Raw genomic sequence first — 23,323 nt, forward strand, 5'->3', positions numbered from 1 at the left:
CATCCGGCACATCAGCCTCGGGGGCGGGGCGTCTACCGGCGCTCTGGCAGTCCGCCTCGAGAAAAAAGAGGACCGATGGCTCCTTCGAACCCGACGGCCGCCCCCACACAAGGTTTCGCACTGGACAGGCTCTGGCACCGGGGTCTCGACCGCTACCCCAGCACGGGATCTCGCTACTGGTATCTCGCCGTGGCGGTATTCGTCACGATCATCTTGTATTACGAGCTCTACGTCGGCGGCGGCGTCGCCCCGCTGGTGCTCGAGCACTTCAAGATGTCGTTCGCCTACTACGTCAACATCCTCGTCTTCGCGAACCTCGTCGGCGCGTTCGGCTCTCTGGCCGCCGGGCTCGCCGACCGCTGGGGCCGCGCCAACCTGGTGACGTACGGCCTGCTCATCACCGGGGTGCTCGCGCTGATCACCCCGCTCGCGCCGAACAAGTTCGTCTTCGGCCTGTTCGCCGTGCTGGGCGGCGTCGTCGAGGGCATGTGCCTGGTCGCGACCCCGGCCCTCGTACGCGACTTCTCACCCCAGATCGGCCGCGCGTCCGCGATGGGCTTCTGGACGCTCGGGCCGGTCGTCGGCAGCCTGATCGTCAGCTTCGTGGCCAACCGGACGCTGCCGCACTTCGACAACTCCTGGTCCAGCCAGTTCTACATCGTCGGCGTGGTCGGGCTCGTCGCGTTCGCGATCGCGCTGTTCGGGCTGCGGGAGCTCAAGCCGGGACTCCGCGACCAGGTGATGGTCAGCGCCGCCGACCGCGAGCTCGTCGAGTCGCGCGCCGACACCGCCGAGCAGCAGGTCAACCTCGCGAACCCGTGGCGGCAGATGCTGCACCTGGACATCCTGGCGCCCGCGCTCGGGGTCAGCATCCTTCTGTTGATCTACTACACCGCGGTCGGGTTCTTCACCGTCTACCTGACCTCCAACTTCGGGTTCACGACCTCGAAGGCGAACGGCATCAACAGCTGGTACTGGGGGATCAACGCGATCAGCCTGGTGGTCGTGGGCGTCCTGTCGGACCGCCTCCGGGTACGCAAGCCCTTCATGGTCGTCGGCACCGTGCTGGCGGTCGTGATGACGTTCATCTTCATGACGCGGACCACGCACGCGGACACGAGCTCGACCACCCTGATCGTGATCATCGCGCTGCTCTCGCTCGGCCTGGCCACCGCGTACGCCCCCTGGATGGCCGCGTTCACCGAGACCATCGAGAGGCGCAACCCGGCACTGACCGCCACCGGCCTGGCGATCTGGGGCTGGATCCTGCGCATCGTCGTCTGCGTGGCGTTCTTCATCCTGCCGCACGTCGTCACCGCGATGAACAAACTGGTCGAGGCCCCGGCGGTGCTCGCCCAGGTCAAGGCGGCAGGCGCCAACCCGCCGCCCGCCCTCCTGGCGGAGGTCGCCAAGATCAAGACCGCGGCGGCCGACGGGCCGCACCAGTGGCAGACCTGGTGGTGGATCTGCATCGTCGCCGAGGTCCTGTTCCTCGGGCTCATGCTGCCGCTGATCGGCCGCTGGAGCCCGAAGGCGGCCAAGGCCGACGCCGAGGAGCACGAGCGCGAGGTCGCCCGGCTCACCTCCTCGTCCTGACGGAACCTCCCCGGCCGCCCGGTCGTCGCACAGTGGTGATCCTTACCACTGAACAGCGCGACCGGGCGGCCGGTGTGCTGCTCGGCGCGGCCTGTGGGGACGCGCTCGGCGTGCCGTACGAGTTCGCCGCCCGGCTGCCCGAGACCACGACGCCGGAGATGATCGGCGGCGGGCTCGGCCCGTACGAGCCGGGCGAGTACAGCGACGACACCCAGATGCAGGCGTGCGTGGCCGAGGTGGCGGCGCGCGGCCACGGCCTGCGTTCGGAGTTCGCGCTGGACGGCGTCGCGGTGCGGTTCATGCGCTGGTACCGCGAGGGCGCGAGCGACATCGGGGCCCAGACCCGCCAGGTGTTCGCCGCGGTCGAAAGGACCGGCGGGACGTCGTCGGCGATGCGCCGGGCCGCCGCCGCGCTGCACGCCAGAACGGGCCGCAGCGCGGGCAACGGCTCGCTGATGCGCACCGGGATCGTCGCGCTCCCGTATCTGGACGATCCCGCCGCGATGGCCGAGGCGGCGCGGCTCGTCAGCGAGCTGACCCACTTCGACGACCTGGCCGGCGACGCCTGCGTGCTGTGGTGCTCCGGCGTACGCCGTGCGGTGCTGGACGCGACGTTCGACGGGGTACGTGAAGGGCTCGCGTACGTGCCGCCCGACCGGCGCGACCGGTGGGCGGCGTGGCTGGACGAGGCCGAGGCCGCTCCCCCGCACCACTTCAGCCCGAACGGCTTCGTCGTGCCGGCGCTGCAGGCCGCCTGGTCGGCGATCGGCCGCACCTCGACGCTGCCGGACGGACTGACCGCGGCGGTGCGCGCGGGCGATGACACCGACACGGTCGCCGCCATCGCCGGCGCGCTGCTCGGCGCCTGGCACGGCGCCTCGGCCGTACCCGCCGCGTGGCGGGCGGCCGTACACGGCTGGCCGGGCCTGACCGCCGACGACCTCGTCGAGCTGGCCGTACGCGCCGCCGCCTAGTCCTGGTCGTCCACCATCCGGCGGCGCGCCGGATCCGGTTGGTGGGAGTCGTCGTGACGATGGGCGATGCGCACGGCGTACTCCCGCGGCGACACTCCCAGTTGCCAGGAGCAGACCGAACAGCTCAAATGATCATGGGTGGTCTGCTCGTCGTGCTCGACCTCGACCACCCCTATCCGCAGGTTCTCCACGTGGCGAAACCGTACACGGAGCGTAGCCACGACCTCCACTCCTGTGACGAGCGTGTTGAGAGGCGGCCACGACCGCCGCCGGGTCAGGCGTGGACCGAGCCCGTGTAGGCGCCGGTCAGCAGCTCATCCAGCGCCCGGAGACCGCGCCACGCCTTCGTCATGCCGAACTGGGCACTGAACCGCACGACCGCCCGTACGTCCGCGGGGCCGGCGCCGGCGCCGAGCGCGCGCGTCACGTGCACCCGGAGGCTCTCGTCCAGCGTCTGGTAGAGCACGTCGACGGTGATCGTCGCGAACGCCCGCTCGCGCACGCTGAGGAGTTCCATGCCGGCCCGCATCCGGGACTGCAGGTCCATGTAGCCGCCGAAATGGCCGTCGAGGCCGTGCACCGCTCCGCGCACCGGCGCGGGGATGGGGCTCCCCGTGCCGTCGGCGTTCACCTCGTGGCGCCGCCCGGTCGGCCCCGGCAGGCCGCGCTCGTGCTCGATCTCGGTCAGCCGCTCCAGCGCCGCGAGCGCCGCCGGATAGCCGCTGTCGTAGGAGATGAAGCGGAGCATCTCCCGCAGGTCGTCGGCGTCCACGCCGTGTTCGCGCCCCATCGTCACATGAAGCTCGAACGGCAGTCCGAGCGTCTGCTGACAGACGTCGGCGACGACGCACAGCAGGACCTTCTCCCGCGCCGTCAGCTCCGGGATCTCGGCCCAGACGTTGCGGTTGGTCGCGGCACTCATCTCCGCGAACACCGGGTCCAGCTTGCTCACCATGGTCTCCATGACACTCCCTCTGGCTGAACACCTGTTGTGCTACGACCGTAGTGCAACGCCCGTTCGCTGACAATGACTCGTCATGAATCCGCCCCCTGGCCCGGGGCCGCAGCCCGCGCGGCGCTGGAGGGCCGAGGTCGAGGTGTGGTCGGCGCGACACAGCCGATCGGCGGTCAGTCGATCAGCGCTTCACCGCGTAGTGCAGGTGCAGCACACGGTCGCCCTGGACCACCTGGTCGGGATCGTCGAGGAGCACCGTGTCGGCGTGACCGCCGAAGAAACGCACCCCTTCGCCCAGGACCACCGGGGCGACGTCCATCGCGATCTCGTCGACCAACCCCGCCGAGAACGCCTGACCGCCGAGGTCGCCGGCGGTCACGCAGACGAGACCGTCGCCCGCGAGGTCCTTGGCGAGCGCGATGCCCGCCTCGACGGAATCGGCGGTGTGAAACGGCGCGTCCGGGTGGTCGGCGAGCCACCCCTCCGGCAGCGGCCGGTGGGTGACGACGACGAGTTCGTCCCCGGCGGCCGGCTTGCCGTCCCAGCCGTTCGTGGTGTCGAACAGATGCCGGCCGATCACCGTGACCTTGACGGCGTCCCAGAAGGGCTGAACGTAGTCCGCGGACGTCCGCGAGACACGGAAGGTCCAGCCACTCGTGCCGGCGGTCACCTCGGTGTCGCCGTTGAAGTACCAGTCGAACAGCGGCCCGACCGAGTCATCGGGACGGGCGATAAAGCCGTCCACCGACACGACCGCCTGCATGACAACCCTGGCCATCTCTGCTCCTCAGCCGAACGTCGGGACGATCACATGGGTCGGTTCGACGAGGAACGCTTCGCGCTCCTCGCCCCGCGGGTACGGGCCGCCGGTGTACTTGGCGAAGATGCGATCGACGATCTCCCAGCCCGCGTCGCCGCCGACACGTCGCACGACACGGCCGCGTACGAGCGCGCTGCGGACGAGGTTCTCCCGGTCGGTCACCGAGATCGCGACGCGATCGTCCGCCGCCAGGTTACGGCCCTTGCGCGAACGGGGCGACGTGAAGAACGCCAGGTGGGCGCCCTCGATGTCGACCATCACGGGAACCGAGTGCGGCCCGCCGTCGGGCAGGAGCGTGGCGATGTGGGCGATGTTCGGTCCGGCGAAGAGAGCACGGGCCTCGGCGTCGAGTGGGGTCATGTTGAGTCCTCCCGAGTGGTTTCTGGACGGGCTAGCGATCGTGTCCCCGCAGCCAGTCGGCGTAGTCCGGCACGGCGCGCTCGACGTCGTACTCCGGCCGGAAACCGGTGTCCTCTCGCAGCCGGCCGATGTCGAGGTGGTTGTCGGCAGGCCGATCGGGATTGCGGCCTGCCGGGAGGACGATGCCGGCTCCCGGCACCGTCGCGTTGATCGCGGCGACCACCTCGCCGTACGGGACCAACCGCCCGGACGAGACGTTGTAGACGCGGTGATTCAGGTGCTCCGCGAGCATCAGCAGCGCGATCGCCCGACCACAGTCCTTCACGTAGCAAAGGTCCGTGGCGTCCTCGGCGTACGCGGGCGGCCGAGGTGGAGTGAGGTCGGCGTCCTCGCCCCAGACCGCCGCGCTGAGCAGGCGGGGAAGCGCGAAGAACGGATTGTCGGGCAACCCCAGGGGTCCCCAGATGGTGCCGAGCCGCAGACTCACCGTCTCGAACCCGGCACTGTCGCCGGCCAGCGCCGCGAACAGTTCCGCGGTCCTCTTGAACACCGCGATCTGATGCGGTGCCACCACCGGCAGCGCGGCGTCCTCTCGCCACGGGACCTCGTCCACCCCCGCGTACACGGCGATCGTGCTCGCGACCGCGCACCGCCGTACACCCCACGCGCGCGCCGCCTCGAGGATGTTCAGCAGACCGGAGGTGTCGGCGCGCAGGTACTCGATCGGATCGGGCAGATCGTGGCGCGCGGCCGCGAGGTGCACAATGCCGGTGATCTCATGCCGCTCGCCGATGTCGAGGACGGCATCCCGGTCCGTGGTGTCCAGCGGCTCGACCACGATCCGGCCGCCAGGCTCCCCGGCGAGGTACTCCGGCAGTTCGCTCGACCGATGCGCGGTGACCACGACGGATTCGCCCAGATCGAGCAGCGCCCGCGCGGTGTGCGACCCGATCGACCCCAGACCGCCGATGACGAGTATCACGCCGAGCCTCCCACCGTACGGTGAGGACCGCCGTGCCCGACTCGCGTCGGCTCAGGGCCGATGTCGGGACCGGTATGGGGACGCTGTGTGATCGGATGCATGACCGCGACGCTATGCCGGGACCGGCCGTCCCTCTTGTACGAAACGGCCATCTTGGATCATCGGGAGGTAGGACGCGGCGTGGTCGTGCCCGCAGGCGCACGCGGAGCCGTACTGCGCCAGCAGCTCGCCAGGCGTCGCGCCCGCGAGCCGGCGGCACTCACGGCTGAGATGTGCCTGGTCGTGGTACCCGGTCTCGATCGCCCACCGTGCGAGATCGACGTCAGACCGCTCGTCCACCGAGGCCTGGACGCGGGCGACGAAGCCCTGGAAACGCAGGATGCGGTGCAACTCCTTGGGGCCGACGCCGACCGCGGCCCGGCAGCGGCGTCGCAGCTGGCGTTCGGAGATCGACAGCAGCGCCGGCAAGGTGCCGGTTCCACGGCCGGCCGCCGGCATGAGATGCACGACGGCCTCGTTCACCACCGGGTCCGGTTCACCGGCGGACCGTACGAGGAACGACTGGAGAGCCGCGAGCGCGGCCTGTGGCGTGGCTTCCCCGAGAACCTCCGTCAGGCGAGCCAGGTCGCGCCAGATGTCGGTTCCCGAGACGTTCTGATCGACGAGCTCATCGGCCGGCATACCGACCAGGCCACCGAGCACCCCTGGACGCAGCCGTATCCCGACAACCGTGCCTCCTGCCGGTATGTCGTGATACATCGACGTGGTCAGGGGCCCGAGCAGCCGGGGCGTTTCACCGAGGACACACCGCACTTCGGCGCCGCCGTGAGGCACGTGCCGCTGCGCCACGGCCCGGTCGCCGACCTGCTGGACCCAGACAGATGAGGCGAGCGGGGCCAGCACGGGCATCGGCGCGCGCTCCACGTAGGACGATTCTCCGGCCACCGCCCCATCCTGCCAGTGCCCACTACCGCAGTCCGGTGGCGGCCTTGTAGTCGCGTCCGGGATTTCCTGCGGAAGATCGCACGGAAAAACCCTTGCGCAATGGTCAATGATCGTTGACCATTGAGCACATGCCTGCCGATGATCTTCCCGAGACGTTCCACGTCACTACTGACGAGCAGCTACGCGCCGTCTCCAACCTCACGCGCCACCGGATCATGGCCGTGCTGCGCTTCGAGCCCGCGACGATCACGCAGATCGCCACGCGAGTGGGCCTCGCGAAGGGAAGTTCGAGCTACCACGTACGGCTGCTCGAACGGGCCGGCCTGGTGAAGGTGGTACGAACGCGGAAGGTCCGTGGGGTCACCGAGCGGTACTACGCGATGGCCGCGCGGTCCATTGAGCTGCCGGATCCGGGCGAGGGCGGCCCCGATGTGCTGATGCGGCATGCGGTGGCAGATCTGGAGGCCGCGCCGGCGGACGGCGAGCGGCACGTACGGATGGCGCATCTGCGGCTCACCGAGGAGCAGTTCGCGGAGCTGGGTGCGCGGTTGCAGGCCCTGGCGGACGAATACCGGGAGCTGTCCGATGCCTCGCTGCCGGACGTGTCACTCGTCTTCGCGCTGTTCCGGCCGGCGCAGCCTGAGCGGGCCGAAGGGGACGCGAAATGACCTCGGACGCTAGGAAGTTCCCGACCGGGTTCGGACGGCTGTGGACCGCGCAGACGATCTCCTCGCTCGGTGACGGGGTGACGCGTGCCGCGCTGCCGCTGCTCGCGTTGACGTTGACACGGAATCCGATGGGGCTTGCCGTTGTCACGGCCGCCGGGACGCTGCCGTGGCTGCTGTTCGGGGTGCTCGGCGGTGCGCTGGTGGACCGCTGGGACCGTCGGCGCACGATGTGGGTCACGGACGCGGCGCGTACGGTGCTGCTGGCGATAACGGCGGCGGCGGCCGCGCTCGGCGTGCTGAGCATTCCGCTGCTCGCGGCCGTCGCCTTCCTGCTCGGCCTCGGCGGACTCTTCTTCGACACGTCCGCCACGGCCTATCTGCCGGATCTGCTCGGCCGCGACTCCGCGCTGCTGGAGCGCGCCAACGCCCGTCTGCGCGGCACCCAGACCGCCGCGTCCGGCTTCGCGGGGCCGCCTGCGGGCAGTGCCCTGCTCGCGATCGGGCGGGCGGTTCCGCTGCTCGCCGACGCGGTGTCGTTCGCACTCTCCGCGCTGCTCGTACGGTCGCTGCCCGCCACGTCACGGCCCGTATCGCAGGCCCGTGAGTCGCTGCTGTCGCAGGCGCGGGCCGGTGCCTCGTACGTCTTCCGGGACCGGCTGCTACTCGGACTCGCGCTGCGGCCGGCGGTCGGGAACATCGCCTTCGTCGCCGTGGAGACCGTACTCGCGCTCTTCGCGCACGACCGTCTCGGCCTCGCCACCTTCGGCTTCGGCCTGCTCCTCACGGCGGAGGCCACCGGCGGTCTGCTCGGCGCGGGCATCGCTTCCTTCCTCGGCCGGCGACTCGGCACCGGGACCGCGCTGGCCTGCACGGCCGCGGTCGAAGGGCTTGCCATCCTCGGACTGGCCGCCGCCCCGAATCCGTACGTCGCCGGCGTCGCGCTCGCCGTCTGCGGAGCGGGCATGGGCGCCACAATGGTGCTCGCCCCCTCCCTCCGGCAGGCGATCGTCCCCGCACACCTGATGGGCCGGGTCACCTCCACCTCCCGCATGCTCGCCATGTGCGCCGCCCCGTTCGGCGCCTTCCTCGGCGGCTGGCTGGCCTCCACGTTCGACGTGCGCACCCCGCTTTACGCCGCCTCCGGCCTCCTGCTCACCATGACCGCCGTCACGACGACCATGACCAGCAACCGCCGGGTCGAGGCGGCGCTGCGCGGCGCTGCCTCGACCGGCGATCCAGCCCGCCCGGAGTCCGGCGATCCCGTTCGGCAGGATGCAGGCGAATTGTTGTGACACTTTCGCGGACGGACACTTCAACCGGACGGTCGGTATCAACGCCTCGGCCCGCCGCTCCCGCGGACGTCGTCGTCAACACCCACATCCACTACGACCACGTCGGCTGGAACACCCGGCTAAGCGACGACGAGTGGGTGCCGACGTTCCCGAACGCCACCTACCTGATCCCGCACGCTGACCAGGTGTACTTCGACCCCCGCAACGCCCACCTCCGCCCCGCCGCCCGCGACGAACACGAGCAACGCCGTCAGGACGGCAGCCGCATCGTCTACGCCGACAGCATCGCGCCGGTGCTGGACCGTGCCGTGCTGTGGGAGAACGGCTACCGCATCGACGGCAACCTGACCCTGGAGCCCGCCCCGGGTCACACTCCCGGCTCCTCGATCGTGCGCCTGTCGTCAGGCTCCGACCGGGCCGTGTTCGTCGGCGACCTGCTGCACAGCCCGGTACAAATCCTCGGCCCGCGCTACAGCAGCCGCTTCTGCGAGAATCCCGCGCAAGCGGCGTCCACCCGCCGCAGCGTGCTCGAACGTGCCGCCGACACGAGGGAGCTCGTCCTACCGGCCCATTTCGCCGGCGCCGGCGCAGCCGAGATCAGACGCGACGGTGGCCACTTGACCATCTCGCGATGGGCGCCACTCCTCAACTGAGAGCGGTCGATATCCGCTCATGCCGCTGATCGGGCGCCGGCCCTGGGTTGTCACCCGGTGATTAAAAGTCGATGAGCTCGACGGTTACGGTCGCGATGTCACCTGCGTCGAGAGCTTCGGCTGTGCGGACAGCGCGTTTGATGGGCAGTACGTAGCTGCCACGCGAGCTGTCCGGGAAGATCGAGGTCTTCCAGGTGCTCACGCCGACCGTGACCCGCACCCGCAGCGAACCGAAGCCGCGGCGGGCTCCGCCGGCCAGGTCCCGGATCTCCTCGGAAGCCTCGGTAGGCAGGCTCACGAAGGTCCAAGTGTCGGCGCGCCGGGCGTCCCATATCCACAGCTCGCCATCGAAAACGACCATGAGTTCATCATGACGCTGGAGTCCGACAGTCCCTGGGCTGCGCGGCCTGTGGGGACGCACGCCTGCCGCGCTCTACCGCAGGGCCCTGGCCACTGACGCGGCGGCGGGCCGGGTCCGTGCGTTGGTCGCTGGGTTGGGCGAATGCGGCGCCCACGGCGACCTGGATGTACTGCTGCCTTTCCTGCGGCACGAGAGTCCAAGAGTGCGGGCGGAAGCGGTACGCGCCGTGCGTCGCCTGGGTGGATCTCTCACCCAGATCGTGGGGATGCTCGCCGACCCCGCCCCGGTGGTCGTCCGTGCGGTCAACGCGGCGCTGCGTACGGAGCCTTCCGCTGTGCCGGTCGCTCAACTATGGGAGTTGCTGGCCGCCGATTCGCCCGCTCACGTACGGCTGGGAGCCTACGAGCGGCTGCGCACAAGCGACACCTGGACCCGTGTTCACGTCGACCTCCACCTCCTGGCCGCCCATGACGTGGAACTCGGCCACCGGGCGCACGCCGACCTGACCGCCTGGCTTCAGGGCGGAGCTGCGACCACCTACCGCAAGCCCTCGCCCGAGGCGCTGTAACGAATCAGCCCCCTGATAGACGGAACCGCGCACCTACTCGACGCCCAACACACCCGCCAACTGCGCTGGCACCTGCCGCGGAGCGGGCCATCACTCCTGATCTCGACGACGGCGCTCATCTGCCGATACGCGGATTCGTCGCACTCGCTAAATCGGCGTGCTCGTACGGTCAGTGGATCGCCTGTCCCAGGGCCAGGAGGTTGCCCTCGCTGTCGCGGAAGAACGCGCCGCGCTCACCGTTTCCTTTGCTCGGGTAGTTGCCGGGGACGGTCACGACGTCGCCCTCGGCCGTGAAGTGGGGGACATCGACCTTTTCAAGGAGAAGTCCGCGTGCGCGTAGCTCGGCCACGACCCGGTCGAGGTCGTCCACCTCGAATCCGATCTGCGTCGAGGTGCCCGAAGCGGCTCCAGAGGAGAGAAAGAGGTGGAACTCCGTCGTCCCGCACACGTAGCGCAGTCCGCCCTCGCGTTCCTCGACGGCCTCGAGGCCGAGACGATCCCGGTAGAACCGCCGCGCCCGATCCAGATCCTGCACGGGAAGCTTGGTAACGGCATGCGCGGAATCCAGCGGCCCGGCCATGGCATGTCTCCTCATCGCGGCGATCAGCGAGCACCATGGAGATCGTAGCCAGCACCGACGGTGTAGAAGGATCCAGTGAACTCCTGCGAGCGAGAACCCGCCACCGTGATCTTGTTCCATTCGATGTTCGGCCTGCGGCTCGTGGAGCTGAGCGCGGCCAGGCGCCTGCGCGAGTCCGGCCACCGGGTCGTCACCCCCGACCTGTTCGCCGGCGCCGTCGCGGGCGAACAGGGTGCGACACCAGTACTGGAGGACGGCTTCGCGCTCATGGAACGCATCGGCTGGGACACGATCGTCACACGCGCCCGCGCCGCCGTCCGCGACCTGCCCGCCGACGCGGTTCTCGGCGGGTTCTCGATGGGAGTGGGCGTGATCGGCAGCTTATGGCCCGGCCGGCCGAGGGCCGCCGGCGTGTTCTGCCTCCACGCGACCACCACCGTGCCCGAGAACATCCCCTCCGGCACACCGGTACAGACCCACGCCGCCATCGACGACCCGTTCGCCCCACCCGGCCAGCTGGCCGCGTTCCAGACCAGCGCGGCACACGCCGGAGCCGACGCCACCCTGCACACCTACCCCGGCGCCGGCCACTTCTACACCGACCCCAGCCTGCCGGACCACGACCCCACCGCCACCGATCGCACCTGGCAACACGTCGACACGCTCCTCCACAACGCCCGTCAACGCACATCGCACTGACCCGGCACTCCGCCACCCGCAAGAAGCCGCTGCGAAACGACCCCGCGATGAAGGTCGCCTTATCCCGCCGGGGCCGGGGACAGGGCCCGTGGCGGGGTTCGGTCATGCCAAGCCCGCAGGACGGCTTCGGTGAGTGTGGTCGAGACGCCCGCTGTCGTGTCCACCTCCAGGTCGTACGGTCCGAAGGTGTGGTCTGGGTCCACCAGGCGAACGACCCCGAGCCGTCTCGGCGGTCGGGCAGCATGCCGGCGGCCACGAACTGGTCGGAGGACACGTGCAGGAACGGCTCGTCGAGCGCGCGCTGCAGCGCTTTGGCCAGCGTCGACTTGCCTGAACTGGAGGCGCCGTTGAGGAGGATCACCCGGCCGGGACCACGGAGAGAAGGACTGGGCTCCACCTCCCCAGCATGCACGAAGGCTGCACGCTCATGCCCGCACAGAGCCGTACGTGCGTGCTTGCCGTCACGCCGGTGTCGAGGACCGGATCAATAGAGCCGCGATCGCGCTGCGGGCGGCTTCGAGGGACCGTCTGAGGCGCACGCGCTTGCGCCGCGCTGTCCTCAGGGGGTTCCGGCGGGTCGTCCCCCCGGGCCGACGCGATCGCGTTCGGCGGCCAGGCGCAGCGTCTGCGGGGACAACGGGGCGAGCAGGACGGCGGAGACCAGGTCGATGAGGTGGCTGACGAACAGCCGGTCGTCGGCGTGCGGGCCGGACTGGGCGCGGCGGGCCAGTTCGGTCACCGTGAACCGGACGGCGACGAACCTTCGGTGCAGGCGCGTCGCGTCCTCCTCCAGCAGCGGTGCGGTCAGCGACCGCCAGCGGAACGTGCTGTCCGCCGGGTCGCTCACGCTCGCCCGGGCGATCACCGGCTCGGGGCGGTTGACCAGCTCGCCGAGGATCTGGAGGTAGGCCCGGCCGGCGGGGTCGGCGAGCTTGGCGGCCAGGGGGCGTACGAGGGCGGCGGACAGGGTCGGGACCTCGCCCTCGTTACCGGCCTCGTACGTGTCGAGCAGCGCGTGCCGGGCGATCTCGACGTCGCGCTGGTGCCGCTCGAGGACGGCGCGCAGCAGGCCGCGGCGGTCGCCGAAGTGATACTGCAGAGCGGTAACGTTTTTAGCGCCGGAGGCGCGCACGATCTCCCGCAGACTGACGCCGTTGACGCCTTCGGAGGCGAAGAGGCGCTCCGCCGTGTCGATGAGGCGATCCCGCGTCTCGCGCCCGGCCGTGCCCACGTTTCAATTCAACCACATTGACCTTTAATGCAGGTGAATCATAAGCTCACTGTCGCGGAGGTTCCCCCTGAATGCAGCATGACCCTATCGACCCGAGCCTGGTCGACTTCGATGTTCTCTCGGACTGGATGGACGGCCAGGCCCTGCCGGGTGGCGCGTTCGAGGAGGTCGAGCGGCTCGGCGGCGGCACGCAGAACATCCTGGTCCGCTTCCGCCGCGGAGACCGCGAGTACGTCCTGCGCCGGCCGCCGGCGCACCTGCGGCCCAAGAGCAACGACGCGCTGCGGCGCGAGGCACGGGTGCTGGCCGCGCTCGACGGCACCGGCGTACGCGCCCCGCGCCTGATCGCGGCCTGTACCGACGAGGACGTCATGGGCGGCGCCGTCTTCTACCTCATGGAGTCGGTGCGCGGTTTCAACCCCACGACCACGCTGCCCGAGCTCCACGCGGGCGACCCCGCCGTACGGCACCGGATGGGCCTGTCGGCCGCCGCCGCCCTCGCCGAGCTCGGCGCGGTCGACCACGTGGCCGTCGGCCTGGGCGACCTCGGGCGGCCGGAGGGGTTCCTCGAACGCCAGGTCGGCCGGTGGCTGTCGGAGCTGGAGTCCTACAACGCGCTGGCCGGCTATCCGGGGCCGGACATCCCGGGGCTGATGGACGTCGCCTCCTGGCTGGAGGCCGGACGGCCGCGCGACTGGCGGCCGGGGATCATGCACGGCGACTTCCACCTGGCCAACCTGCTGTACTCCTTCGACGGCCCCGAGGTCGCCGCGATCGTCGACTGGGAGATGTGCACGATCGGCGACCCGCTGCTCGACCTGGGCTGGCTGGTCGCGACCTGGCCGGATGGGGAGAACGCGCGAACGTCGGGGACGATCGGGGCGGCGGGTGGCCTGCCCTCCACCGCCGAGCTGGCGGAGGTCTACGCCGCCGGCTCGAACCGCGACCTGTCGGCACTGACCTGGTACGCCGTGCTCGCCTGCTTCAAGCTCGGCATCGTGCTGGAGGGCACGCACGCCCGCGCGTTCGCCGGCAAGGCATCCAAGGACGTCGGCGACCTGCTGCACGCGATGACGCTCGGGCTCTTCGCCCGTGCCCACACCTTCATGGAGGCGTGATGTGGGACTTTTCCACCGAGCCCGAGTTCCAGGCGAAACTGGACTGGATGGACGCGTTCATCCGTGACGAGGTCGAGCCGCTCGATCTGGTGTACGGCGGCAAGGCGTACATGCCGCTGGACGACGAGACACGCCCGATCGTCGAGCCGCTGAAGGCCCAGGTGCGCGAACAGGGCCTCTGGGCCTGCCACCTGGGCCCTGACCTGGGTGGCCAGGGGTACGGTCAGCTCAAGCTCGCTTTGATGAATGAGCTGATCGGGCGGTCCCCGTGGGCATCGGTGATCTTCGGCTGCCAGGCGCCGGACACCGGGAACGCCGAGATCATCGCGATGTACGGCACCGAGGAGCAGAAGGCCCGCTACCTCAAGCCACTGCTGGACGGCGAGTGCTTCTCGGGCTTTTCGATGACGGAGCCGCACGCCGGCTCGGACCCTCGCCTGTTCCGTACGCGCGCGGTCCGCGACGGCGACGGCTGGGTGATCAGCGGAGAGAAGTACTTCACCTCCAACGCGGCCAACGCGGCGTTCCTCATCGTGATGGCGGTGACCGACCCGGACGCGCACCCGTACCAGCGGATGTCGATGTTCCTGGTGCCCACCGACACCCCGGGCGTCGAGATCGTGCGCAACATCTCGACGATGGGCCACCGCGGCGACGGCGGTCACGCCCACATCCGCTACAACGACGCGGCCGTCGGCCCGGAGTCACTGCTCGGCGAGGCCGGCGGGGCGTTCGCGATCTCCCAGGCGCGCCTCGGCGGCGGCCGGATCCACCACGCGATGCGTACGGTCGCCGCGGTGAAGAAGGCCTTCGACATGATGTGCGAGCGTGCGCTGTCGCGGGAGACCCACGACGGCAACCTCGCCGGCAAGCAGCTCGTGCAGGCCGCCATCGCCGACTCCTACATCGAGATCCAGCAGTTCCGGCTGCTGATCCTGCACACGGCCTGGCTGATCGACCAGTCCTCCACCAAGGAGGCACGGACCCAGATCGCCGCCTGCAAGGTGGCCGCCGCGCGCGTCTTCCACGACGTCGTCTACCGGGCGATGCACATCCACGGCGCGCTCGGGGTCTCCAGCGACACTCCCCTGGCGCGGCTCTGGCAGTCCGCGCCGCTGATGGGCATCATGGACGGCCCCACCGAGGTCCACCAGTCCTCCATCGCACGCCGGGTGCTCCGGCAGTACGAGCCCGCCACGGGCCCCTGGCCCACCGAGTACCTGCCGGACAAGATCGCCGCCGCCCGCGAAAAATTCGGAGTGGATTGACGTCCTCCCCTGCCTGAAGGGCGGGGATTTCAACCCATTCCTATCCCGGAAGGAGGAGGAGTTGAGGTTCGCGGTTCGCAGGCTCAGGCAATCCCGAGCCTCCCCGCGCAGCAACCGCCCGCCCGGCGGCCGAATCGGCGATGTTGCGTGCCGCGTTGACGTCGGCGTTGGCCGCATGCCCGCAGGCAACGCACCGGAAGAAGGCTTGGCTCTCGCGACTCTCCGCGGCGGTGTGGCTGCAGGTGTTGCAGGTCTGCGACGTGTAACGCGGACTGACCTTGACCACCCGTCCAGGTGCTTTGTGTTCCAGCCGGGCCACCAGCCGCCCCCACCCACTGGCCAGGATGCCGCGGTTCAACCCACGCTTTTGAGCGACATTCCTGCCAGGCTCAGCGAGGGTACCCCTGGCCGAGCGGGTCATCGCCACGATCTTCAGGTCCTCGACACCGATCACGTCGAACCGGCGCGCCAGATCGGTGCTGGTCTTCTCCACCCAGTCCTTACGCCGATCGAATTCGCGGGCCTTCAGCCGGGCGATCGCCGCCGACAGGTTCGCCCTGCGGTTGGACCCGCGTCGCGCTTTCGCGCGTCTGCGCTGCAGCCGCAAACGCCGTTCCGCCTCTGTTTTACGCAGGCCGGGTGCGGACAGCAGTTGCCCCGTGGACAAGGCCGCACTGACCCTCACACCCCGGTCCACGCCCACGACGTCACCATTCCCTGGTCCGGGGATCGGTTCAGGGATCGCGGCGAACGCGACATGCCAACGGCCCGCCCGGTCACAGGTCACCCGGAACGATTTGACGGCTTCGGGGACGGCACGGGACCGGCGGAACCGCACCCACCCCACCTTCGGGATCCTCACCTCACCGACATGCCGGGACAGACGCCGCACGTCACCGAGTTTGACCGCGACGATCCGGAACCCCTCGCCCCGCCCACGCACACGCCACGTCGGCCGCCGATGGGTCCCGGCGAAGAAGTTCGCCATCGCCTGGGCGAAGTCTCTAAGCGCTTGTTGCTGCACCACAACCGACCCGGCGGCCAACCACCCGAACTCCGCGCGGGCTTCGGTCAACTGACGGCCCTGCTCAGCGAACCCAGGCGCGGACCTCAGCCCGGAACGCCAATGGGCATGCTGCTCAACCGCCAAATTCCACACGAACCGGGCGTGCCCGCAATGCTCGGTCAGCACGGCCTCCTAGGCAGGCGAGGGCTGAAGACGGAAGCGGGACACGGCCACCAAATTAACGACCCCCACCGACAAAACCTGGAGAACACCATGACCGACCACGCCGCGTTCCCTCCCCGGCCTCAAGGACGGGATCTCCACGCTGTAGGTGCCTGGTGATGCAGAGCCTCAAAGAGGTCAGCGCCCTGGTGACCGCGCCAGGACAGTTGTTCGAGATGGACGAGGTCGAGATCCGCGGCACGCGTACCCGGGTCTGGAAGCACGCCCCGCCCTCGCTCCGGTCGATCCTGGAGATCAGCCGGCTCCACGGGGACAAGACGTTCCTGGTCTACGAGGACGACCGGCTGACCTTCGAGGAGCACTTCCGGCACGCGGCGACGTTCGCGCACCGGCTCGCCTCGCGTCACGGCGTGCGTAAGGGCGACCGGGTGGCGATCGCGATGCGCAACTTCCCCGAATGGTCGGTCGCCTTCTGGGGGGCCGCGGCCATCGGCGCGGTGGTCGTCCCGCTCAACGCCTGGTGGACCGCGCCGGAGCTGGAGTACGGCCTGCGCGACAGCGGCGCGAAGGTCCTCGTCGCCGACGAGGAGCGTGCCGAACGGCTCGCCGGCCTGCTGCCGGAGCTCGGCATGCCGGCGGTCGTCGTACGGGGTTCCGGCGAGCCGCCCGAGGGCGCGGAGACCTACGACTCCTTCGTCGGTGACCTGGTCGGCGAGCTGCCCGAGGCCGCCATCGACCCGGACGACGACGCGACGATCTTCTATACGTCGGGGACGACCGGCCGCCCCAAGGGCGCGCTCGGCACCCAGCGCAACATCACCACGAACCCGGTGAGCCTCGCGTACGCGATGGCCGTGGCCGGTGTACGCGGGGGCGGCGAGCTGGACGAGGTGGTCGCGCCCCGGCCCCGCGTGTCACTGCTGAGCGTGCCGCTGTTCCACGCGACGGGCTGCCACTCGGTGCTCGTCGCCAGCGCCCTGGCCGGCAGCACGATCGTGCTGATGCACAAGTGGAACCCCTCCCGCGCCCTCGAACTCATCGAGCGCGAGGGCGTCACGATGTTCGGCGGCGTACCCACGATGGCCTGGCAGGTGCTGACGTCGCCGGACTTCGGCAAGTACGACACCTCGAGCCTGACCTCGGTCTCGTACGGCGGCGCCCCCGCGGCCCCGACCCTGGTCGAAAAGATCAAGGAGCTGCTGCCGGAGCGCATCCCCGGCAACGGCTACGGCCTGACCGAGACCTCGTCGGTGACGACGTACAACGGCGGGATCAACTACCTGACCCACCCGGACAGCGTCGGCCCGCCGGTCGCGGTCTGCGACGTGAAGGTCGTCGACCCCGCGGGTTCGGAGCTGCCGGTCGGAGAGGTCGGTGAGCTGGTCATCAGGGGCCCGAACATCATCAAGGGCTACTGGAACCGCCCCGAGGCCACCGAAGGGGCCTTCATCGGCGGCTGGTTCCACAGTGGCGACCTGGCACGCGTCGACGAGGAGGGCTTCGTCTACATCGTCGACCGGGCCAAGGACATGCTCATCCGCGGTGGCGAGAACGTCTACTGCGCCGAGGTCGAGGCCGCGATCTATGAGAACCCGGCGGTCGCCGACGCGGCCGTCATCGGCGTCCCGCACGAGGTGCTCGGCGAGGAGGTCGGCGCGGTGGTCTGCCTGCGGCCGGGCGCCTCGCTGACATCGGACGACCTGCGAGCCTTCCTGCGGGAGCGGATCGCGGCGTTCAAGGTGCCGGTCCACGTCTGGTTCCGCGAGGGCGAGCTTCCCCGCAATCCGGGCGGCAAGATCCTCAAGACCCGCCTGCGCCAGGAGATTCTCAGCTGAGGTGCTCCGAGCGGCCGGCGTGGTCACCCCGGCCGCGCCGGCCTCGCCGGCCTCAGGACACCTTCACCGCCTGCGGAGGAGCGTAGGCACGCAGCGTCGCCTCCAGCGTCTCGAGGTCGACCCGCGCTCGCGGCAGACGTCGCGTCATCGTCCGGCCGGACGACGTGGTGACCTCGATCTCGACCCGTTCGCCGAGATCCCGTACGTCGACAGAGGTGACGGCCGACCATCCGGTGCCCCAGGGGTCCCAGCGCCGTACGCGCAGGCCGTGCGGCCCGATCTCCAGCGCCGGCGTCCCCAGGGTCACCGCGACGCCCGCGAGGATGATGAAGAGGGCTCCGGCGTTGAGGCCGTAGTGGTCGCCGGTGATGGCGGCGGCCGCCGCGGCACATCCGGCGGCGAATCCCCCCAACCGCCCCCGCACTTGGGGGGCCCGGAGGGTGTACGGCCTCTGGGTACGCGTCAGCAGCTCGGCGAGCGTCATCTCGTGGACGGGAACGTGCGGGGCGGCCTGCCCGATGGCGTCCAGCAGCAGGCCGTGGTCATACCCCGGCGGCAGCTCCACTCCCACCGCGTCCAGGCGGGCCTCGGGGAAGAGCGCCCGCGGCGGCCTCACCCAGCGCCCCACGACCAGCGTGGCGGCGCCCTCTCGCGATGCCACGAACATCTCGTGGACGTCACGCCAGTCGATTCTGGCGAGGGAGACACGCCTCCGCCGTGCGGACAGCTCCGCCGTACGCAGGCGGAGCTCGCCTGAGGAGACGACGAGGACCCGTATCGGAAACCAGAGGAACGCCAGGGCGAGGAGCAGGACGACACTCCCGACGAGCGCGCCGAGGGCGCTGCTCGTGACGAGGCTACCGGCGGTGGCCGCGCCGGTGACCAGGCCTAACGCGTACCAGTAGTGACTCTCCACGAGGGCGCGCGATGTGAAGATCCGATACATGGTCCCGACTCCCTCGACGAACGCGGCGTCTCATCTCGCATCGTCAGTAGGACGCACGCTCGTGCCCGCCGGTTGCTCTCCCGCCCGTTATGCCGTGAGCCCTTCGTAGGCGGCCATCACAAGGAGGAAGGCCCGCTGGCCGGCGTCCGAGGCCGGATCGGCCATCCGGTTCATCACGCACGAGACCGTCATGCGGGCGTCGAGGTCGACCACGACCAGCGAACCGCCCCAGCCGCCCCAGAAGCACGACCGCGGGTTGGGAAGCCAGCCGCCGTTCAGCCCGTAGCCGATGCCGTAGCGCATCGGCACACCGAGGATCTGGTCGGTGCCGCGGAACTGTTCCTCGAACACCCGCTCACAGCCCTCCGGCGACAGCAGCCGCACGCCCCGTGCCGTCCCCCCGCCCGCCAGTACCGACTGCACGGCACCGATCGAGCGTGCGTTGCCGTGGCCGTTCGCCGCCGGGATCTCGGCTCGCCGCCACGCGAGGGTGTTGGCGATCGCGGGCGGTACCGGCGGATTGCCGGGCCGGTTACGCGGGTCGTCCGCCTCCGGGCTCGGTGCGGCCGGCGGAGGGATGATCGGGACGACGCGGTGGTCGTGCTCGGCGGGCAGCCCGATGTGGAAGTCGGCACCCAGCGGCCCGGCGACCTCCTCGGCGAAGAATCGGCCCAGGCTACGGCCGGTGACCCGGCGGACCACCTCGCCCACCAGGTACCCCTGGGTGACCGCGTGGTAGCCGGCACGGGTCCCGGGCTCCCAGCGGGGGGCCTGCGCGGCCAGCCGTGATGTCGCGATCTCCCAGTCGTAGAGATCCTCGGTGGCCATGGGTTCGTCCCAGGTGGGCAGGCCCGCGGTGTGCGAGAGCAGATGACGCACGAGCACGCCGCCCTTGCCCGCCGCCGCGAACTCGGGCCAGTACTCGGCGACCGGAGCGTCCAGGTCCAGGTCGCCGCGGTCGGCGAGGATCAGCGCGCACAGCGCCGTCATCGTCTTGGTGATGGACCAGACGTTGGTGATGGAGTCGCGCTCCCACGCGACGGTGCGCGCCGCGTCGGCGTACCCGCCCCAGAGGTCGACGACAGGCTCGCCGTCGACGTACACGGCCGCCGCGGCACCCACGTCGTCACCCTCCAGCAGGGTCGCGAGCGTCTCGCGCACCGCACCGAACCGGTCCTCGCAGATCCCCTGGATCGTCATGGGGGCGAATCTAAGCCGCCGCACCCCGGCGAAGCCACCGATTAAACGGCGACGCTCCTTCCTTCTGTTCTGCTCGAGCGGAAAAGCAGGTGACCCCATTCCATCTGAAACACCCCGGCGTCCGAATGGCTCATGCGACCGGTGCTCAGGGAAGCACCGGGATCATCAGAAGGAAGCAGCGACATGCGAAGACTCACCCTGGCCCGTACGCGGGCCGCGCTGCCGGCCGTGGGCGTCACTCTGGTCGGCGGCGGGCCTCCTCAGCCGGACACCACACACTGATCACCGGCGGCGCACTGTGCGGCTCGCGCCGACGGTGGCCGTGCCATGATCCCGGCCCTGCCCGGCCGCCCACGTAACCGCTCTGACGACGATCAACGGGATCCCGGGAGCCGATGCCGCCCCGAGCGCGTCGAATATCGGTGCACACAGTACGATCACCCACGTACTAGTGCGATAGTAGCCATCTGCACCGGCGACACAGGGGAGGCGATACTCATGTCATTCCCCACCCTTGCCGACCGGCGCGCATGAATCGACCGACCTGATTCCCGGTGAGACCGGGCCTCTGGCGTCGCCGGCCATTGATGACACGCATCATGAGCGACGCACGTACGTGACCACGGACCGCGGCCGGCCTATAGACGGTGTGGCTCCACAGAGAAAGGATGATGCGCGATGAGTGATTCTGTGGATCCGACCGAGGAGTCGCGCCGCCAGTGCCTGGCGAGGCTCGCCGACGAGGCGCGGACCCGCGGCCTGCAGTGCACCCTGACGGGACCGAACGGCGCACTGCTCCACGTGTCCAGGCCCAACGGGCACAACACGATGGTCTTCGCCATGCCGTCCTCCGCGGACGCCTGGTCGTACCTGTGGAGCGGCGGGGGTTCCGCCAGCGCCAACGATCCCGCACAGGCCGCCGACCTGCTCGCCGCGTCCCTCGACCACTAGGGCGGCGCTCCACCGGCTCCGGCCTTACGACCTCCGACGCGGCCCGTCGGGGCGGGAACCCTGCCCCACCGCGGGGTCTCGGAGGCATCGTCCTCCCGGGACGGACATCCACGTGCGGAGTAGACTAAAAGCGCTATGAGCTTGCGTCTGCTAGCAATGCTGCGACGCGAGACGCCCCCACCTTTCGGCATGGGGATCCTGGTGGCGCTCTTGTGCGTCACTGCCGAAACCCTCCTGGCCGAACTCCTCAGACCCATCGCCCCGCTCCACTCCCTGGACCTGGTGTACCTGCCCGGCATCGTGGCGATCGCGTCCCTGTGGGGTCTGGGATTCGGCGTGGCCACCGCGGTGGCCAGCACCCTCACCTTCAACTACTTCCTCATCCCGCCGACCTGGAGTCTGGTCGCCAAGCGCGAGGACTGGGCCGCGTTCGCGCTCTTCGTGTTCATCGCCGCCCTGACCTGTTCGATCTTCAAGCTGGCCCACGCACTGGCCGTCGAGGTCAGTGCGCATGCCGAGGCCGACCTCGCGGCCGGACTGGCGCGCACCCTGCTGCGGGCGCCGGACCTGGACACCGCGCTGCCGGCGGCCACCCGGCACCTGGCGCGGGCCCTCAAGCTTCCCTCCGCGACGATCGAACCCGGTACGCGCGCCGAGGACGAACGGCATGTGACGTTCCCGCTGCGGCAGGAGACGCTGCGGCTGTGGACGCTGGTCGTCCCCACCGGCCTGCCGAAGCCGGCGCTCCGGCGCCTCGAGGAACAGGTCGTGCCCTCGTTGGAGGTGCTGCTGCAGGCCGCGCGGGAGCGCGAGACCGTCGCCGACGCGCTCAAGGCCGGCCGCGACGAGCTCCGCCGGATCGCCGACGAACAGGCCGCGCTGCGGCGCCTCGCGACGCTCGTCGCCCACGGCGTCCGCTCGGACGAGGTCTTCAACGCGGTGGCCCGCGAGGTCGGGCAGATCCTGGGTGCACGGCACACCCAGGTGTTCCGCTACGAACCGGACGGCGCCATAACCGCGGTCGGCAGCTGGAACGCCGAGGGGCCCGTGGCCACGATGCCGCTCGGCTCCCGCTGGCGACCCGCCAAAGGGACCGTCTCGGAACTCATGGCACGGACCGGGGTACCGGGCAGGATCGAGTCCTACGCGGGTGACGGCGACCTGATCTCCGTCGCGAAGGCGCTGGGGAACATGTCGGCCGTGGGATGCCCCATCACGGTCGGCGGACGTCTGTGGGGGGCGATGGTCGCCTCTTCGAGCACGGCGGAGTCGCTGCCCGAGGGCACCGAGGAACGCATGCGGGACTTCACCGACCTCGTCGCCGTCGCCATCGCGAACGCCCAGAGCCACGCCGAGCTGACCGCGTCCCGCGCCCGTGCCGTCACCGCCGCGGACCAGACCCGAAGCCGCATCGAACACGAGCTGGACAGCCGGATACGGCAGTATCTCGTCACGCTCGAGCTCGAACTGGGCACGATCGCGGCCGAGGCTCCGCCCGAGCTCAAAGGACAGGTGTCTCGCGCCGGTGGAATCCTGCGGCACGCCGGCGACGGACTGCGGGAGATCTCACGCGACCTCAATCCGGCGGTCCTCGCACGCGGCGGACTCCAGCCCGCGCTCAAGACGCTCGCGCGCCGCTCCCCCATCCCCGTCGAACTCACCATCGACGCCGACCGGCGCCTGCCCGAGCGCTACGAACTGGCCGCCTATCACATCGTCGCGGAGGCACTGGCGAACACGACCGCACACGCCCACGCGTCCAGGGCGCACGTCGAGCTCACCGTGAAGGAGACCGCCGTCCGGCTCTCGATCCGCGACGACGGGACAGGAGGAGCCTCCCCGGCCGGAGGGTCGGGCCTCATCGGCCTCACCGACCGCGCCGAGGCGCTCGGCGGCAGGATCGAGATCATCAGTCCGCCGGGAGGCGGAACCTCGATCCTCGTCGAGATCCCGGTCGACGAGGACCGAGCCCCGTCGGCGGCCGGCGCCATCAGGCCGGGGCCTCGCCGTTAGCCGACCTTGGCATACGCAGGCTCTCGCCGTAGCGCTCGAGCGCGACCATGGCCAGCGCCTCTTTGCTGTCGAAGTGGTTGTAGAACGACGATCGACGTCGAAAGCTGCGGTGTCTGTCA

The 23,323-nt window shown here is 70.1% G+C and carries 24 protein-coding genes and 1 pseudogene; 12 read left to right on the top strand and 13 right to left on the bottom strand.

Annotated features, from left to right (window positions below; all coding sequences use genetic code 11):
• Positions 1-75 precede the first annotated feature (75 nt).
• Complete coding sequence (locus tag FB559_RS39590; RefSeq protein ID WP_141962727.1) at positions 76-1,596, top strand: MFS transporter; 1,521 nt, start codon at positions 76-78, stop codon at positions 1,594-1,596.
• Between the two features lie 35 nt (positions 1,597-1,631).
• Entirely contained in the window at positions 1,632-2,570 is a 939-nt protein-coding gene (locus FB559_RS39595; protein ID WP_246122819.1) for an ADP-ribosylglycohydrolase family protein, read from the top strand.
• On the opposite strand, the gene FB559_RS39600 is transcribed toward FB559_RS39595, so the two are convergent.
• The 6 genes from FB559_RS39600 to FB559_RS39625 all read right to left on the bottom strand — a co-directional run bounded on the left by FB559_RS39600 (position 2,567) and on the right by FB559_RS39625 (position 6,632).
• A complete protein-coding gene (locus FB559_RS39600; protein ID WP_141962728.1) occupies positions 2,567-2,791 on the bottom strand; it encodes a hypothetical protein in 225 nt (74 codons plus the stop codon). The genes FB559_RS39595 and FB559_RS39600 overlap by 4 nt on opposite strands.
• Positions 2,792-2,844: 53 nt before the next feature.
• On the bottom strand, positions 2,845-3,534 hold the full coding sequence (locus FB559_RS39605; protein ID WP_141962729.1) for a carboxymuconolactone decarboxylase family protein: 690 nt from the start codon (positions 3,532-3,534) through the stop codon (positions 2,845-2,847).
• A gap of 172 nt (positions 3,535-3,706) precedes the next feature.
• Complete coding sequence (locus tag FB559_RS39610) at positions 3,707-4,303, bottom strand: dihydrofolate reductase family protein (protein WP_141962730.1); 597 nt, start codon at positions 4,301-4,303, stop codon at positions 3,707-3,709.
• Positions 4,304-4,312: 9 nt separating this feature from the next.
• Positions 4,313-4,705 (bottom strand): pyridoxamine 5'-phosphate oxidase family protein, encoded by a 393-nt coding sequence (locus FB559_RS39615; protein WP_141962731.1) that lies wholly within the window; start codon positions 4,703-4,705, stop codon positions 4,313-4,315.
• A gap of 31 nt (positions 4,706-4,736) precedes the next feature.
• Complete coding sequence (locus FB559_RS39620; protein ID WP_141962732.1) at positions 4,737-5,687, bottom strand: NAD-dependent epimerase/dehydratase family protein; 951 nt, start codon at positions 5,685-5,687, stop codon at positions 4,737-4,739.
• Between the two features lie 111 nt (positions 5,688-5,798).
• Positions 5,799-6,632: a helix-turn-helix domain-containing protein gene (locus FB559_RS39625; RefSeq protein WP_221640667.1), complete on the bottom strand. Its 834-nt coding sequence runs from the start codon at positions 6,630-6,632 to the stop codon at positions 5,799-5,801.
• A 128-nt stretch (positions 6,633-6,760) separates the two neighbouring features.
• On the opposite strand from FB559_RS39625, the gene FB559_RS39630 reads away from it, so the two are divergent.
• Genes FB559_RS39630 through FB559_RS39640 form a run of 3 tightly spaced genes read left to right on the top strand, consistent with a single transcriptional unit; the run spans position 6,761 to position 9,245 of the window.
• Positions 6,761-7,300, top strand: coding sequence for an ArsR/SmtB family transcription factor (locus FB559_RS39630; protein WP_141962733.1), 540 nt, complete (start codon positions 6,761-6,763; stop codon positions 7,298-7,300).
• A complete protein-coding gene (locus FB559_RS45975) occupies positions 7,297-8,592 on the top strand; it encodes an MFS transporter (protein WP_141962734.1) in 1,296 nt (431 codons plus the stop codon). Before FB559_RS39630 ends, FB559_RS45975 begins: the two co-directional genes overlap by 4 nt.
• Positions 8,589-9,245 carry an MBL fold metallo-hydrolase gene (locus FB559_RS39640; RefSeq protein ID WP_246122826.1) on the top strand — a complete coding sequence of 219 codons (657 nt, stop codon included), beginning with the start codon at positions 8,589-8,591 and terminating at the stop codon, positions 9,243-9,245. Before FB559_RS45975 ends, FB559_RS39640 begins: the two co-directional genes overlap by 4 nt.
• 61 nt (positions 9,246-9,306) lie before the next feature.
• Here the strand turns inward: FB559_RS39640 and FB559_RS39645 are convergent, their stop codons facing one another.
• Positions 9,307-9,606, bottom strand: a complete 300-nt coding sequence (locus tag FB559_RS39645; protein WP_141962735.1) for a DUF1905 domain-containing protein — start codon at positions 9,604-9,606, stop codon at positions 9,307-9,309.
• A 121-nt stretch (positions 9,607-9,727) separates the two neighbouring features.
• Here FB559_RS39645 and FB559_RS39650 point away from each other — a divergent pair, with 121 nt between their 5' ends.
• Positions 9,728-10,174, top strand: coding sequence for a HEAT repeat domain-containing protein (locus FB559_RS39650; RefSeq protein ID WP_221640668.1), 447 nt, complete (start codon positions 9,728-9,730; stop codon positions 10,172-10,174).
• Positions 10,175-10,343: 169 nt separating this feature from the next.
• Here the strand turns inward: FB559_RS39650 and FB559_RS39655 are convergent, their stop codons facing one another.
• Positions 10,344-10,769: a VOC family protein gene (locus tag FB559_RS39655; RefSeq protein ID WP_342781048.1), complete on the bottom strand. Its 426-nt coding sequence runs from the start codon at positions 10,767-10,769 to the stop codon at positions 10,344-10,346.
• 90 nt (positions 10,770-10,859) lie between these two features.
• Between FB559_RS39655 and FB559_RS39660 the strand changes: the two genes are divergently transcribed.
• Positions 10,860-11,453, top strand: coding sequence for a dienelactone hydrolase family protein (locus FB559_RS39660; protein WP_246122829.1), 594 nt, complete (start codon positions 10,860-10,862; stop codon positions 11,451-11,453).
• 199 nt (positions 11,454-11,652) lie between these two features.
• Here the strand turns inward: FB559_RS39660 and FB559_RS46965 are convergent.
• Together FB559_RS46965 and FB559_RS39670 are read right to left on the bottom strand one after the other, a co-directional pair.
• Positions 11,653-11,865: pseudogene (locus tag FB559_RS46965) on the bottom strand (phosphotransferase-like protein); the annotation flags it as partial.
• A gap of 147 nt (positions 11,866-12,012) precedes the next feature.
• Positions 12,013-12,684 carry a TetR/AcrR family transcriptional regulator gene (locus tag FB559_RS39670; RefSeq protein ID WP_141962738.1) on the bottom strand — a complete coding sequence of 224 codons (672 nt, stop codon included), beginning with the start codon at positions 12,682-12,684 and terminating at the stop codon, positions 12,013-12,015.
• A gap of 71 nt (positions 12,685-12,755) precedes the next feature.
• Between FB559_RS39670 and FB559_RS39675 the strand changes: the two genes are divergently transcribed.
• Both FB559_RS39675 and FB559_RS39680 read left to right on the top strand, forming a co-directional pair.
• Positions 12,756-13,802: a phosphotransferase family protein gene (locus FB559_RS39675; protein ID WP_141962739.1), complete on the top strand. Its 1,047-nt coding sequence runs from the start codon at positions 12,756-12,758 to the stop codon at positions 13,800-13,802.
• Positions 13,802-15,070, top strand: a complete 1,269-nt coding sequence (locus FB559_RS39680; RefSeq protein WP_141962740.1) for an acyl-CoA dehydrogenase family protein — start codon at positions 13,802-13,804, stop codon at positions 15,068-15,070. Before FB559_RS39675 ends, FB559_RS39680 begins: the two co-directional genes overlap by 1 nt.
• Positions 15,071-15,110: 40 nt before the next feature.
• Here the strand turns inward: FB559_RS39680 and FB559_RS39685 are convergent, their stop codons facing one another.
• Positions 15,111-16,262 carry an RNA-guided endonuclease InsQ/TnpB family protein gene (locus FB559_RS39685; RefSeq protein WP_141962741.1) on the bottom strand — a complete coding sequence of 384 codons (1,152 nt, stop codon included), beginning with the start codon at positions 16,260-16,262 and terminating at the stop codon, positions 15,111-15,113.
• A 155-nt stretch (positions 16,263-16,417) separates the two neighbouring features.
• On the opposite strand from FB559_RS39685, the gene FB559_RS39690 reads away from it, so the two are divergent.
• Positions 16,418-18,094 carry a class I adenylate-forming enzyme family protein gene (locus FB559_RS39690; protein ID WP_141962742.1) on the top strand — a complete coding sequence of 559 codons (1,677 nt, stop codon included), beginning with the start codon at positions 16,418-16,420 and terminating at the stop codon, positions 18,092-18,094.
• Between the two features lie 52 nt (positions 18,095-18,146).
• On the opposite strand, the gene FB559_RS39695 is transcribed toward FB559_RS39690, so the two are convergent.
• Both FB559_RS39695 and FB559_RS39700 read right to left on the bottom strand, forming a co-directional pair.
• The gene (locus FB559_RS39695) at positions 18,147-19,040 is read right to left on the bottom strand and encodes a hypothetical protein (RefSeq protein ID WP_141962743.1); all 894 of its coding nucleotides are present in this window, start codon (positions 19,038-19,040) and stop codon (positions 18,147-18,149) included.
• 87 nt (positions 19,041-19,127) lie between these two features.
• Entirely contained in the window at positions 19,128-20,240 is a 1,113-nt protein-coding gene (locus tag FB559_RS39700) for a serine hydrolase domain-containing protein (RefSeq protein WP_185792690.1), read from the bottom strand.
• 678 nt (positions 20,241-20,918) lie between these two features.
• Here FB559_RS39700 and FB559_RS39705 point away from each other — a divergent pair.
• The gene (locus FB559_RS39705) at positions 20,919-21,191 is read left to right on the top strand and encodes a hypothetical protein (protein WP_246122832.1); all 273 of its coding nucleotides are present in this window, start codon (positions 20,919-20,921) and stop codon (positions 21,189-21,191) included.
• A 135-nt stretch (positions 21,192-21,326) separates the two neighbouring features.
• Positions 21,327-23,204, top strand: coding sequence for a sensor histidine kinase (locus tag FB559_RS39710; protein ID WP_141962745.1), 1,878 nt, complete (start codon positions 21,327-21,329; stop codon positions 23,202-23,204).
• Positions 23,205-23,323 lie beyond the last annotated feature (119 nt).

Source organism: Actinoallomurus bryophytorum (assembly GCF_006716425.1).
GTDB classification, from domain to species: domain Bacteria; phylum Actinomycetota; class Actinomycetes; order Streptosporangiales; family Streptosporangiaceae; genus Actinoallomurus; species Actinoallomurus bryophytorum.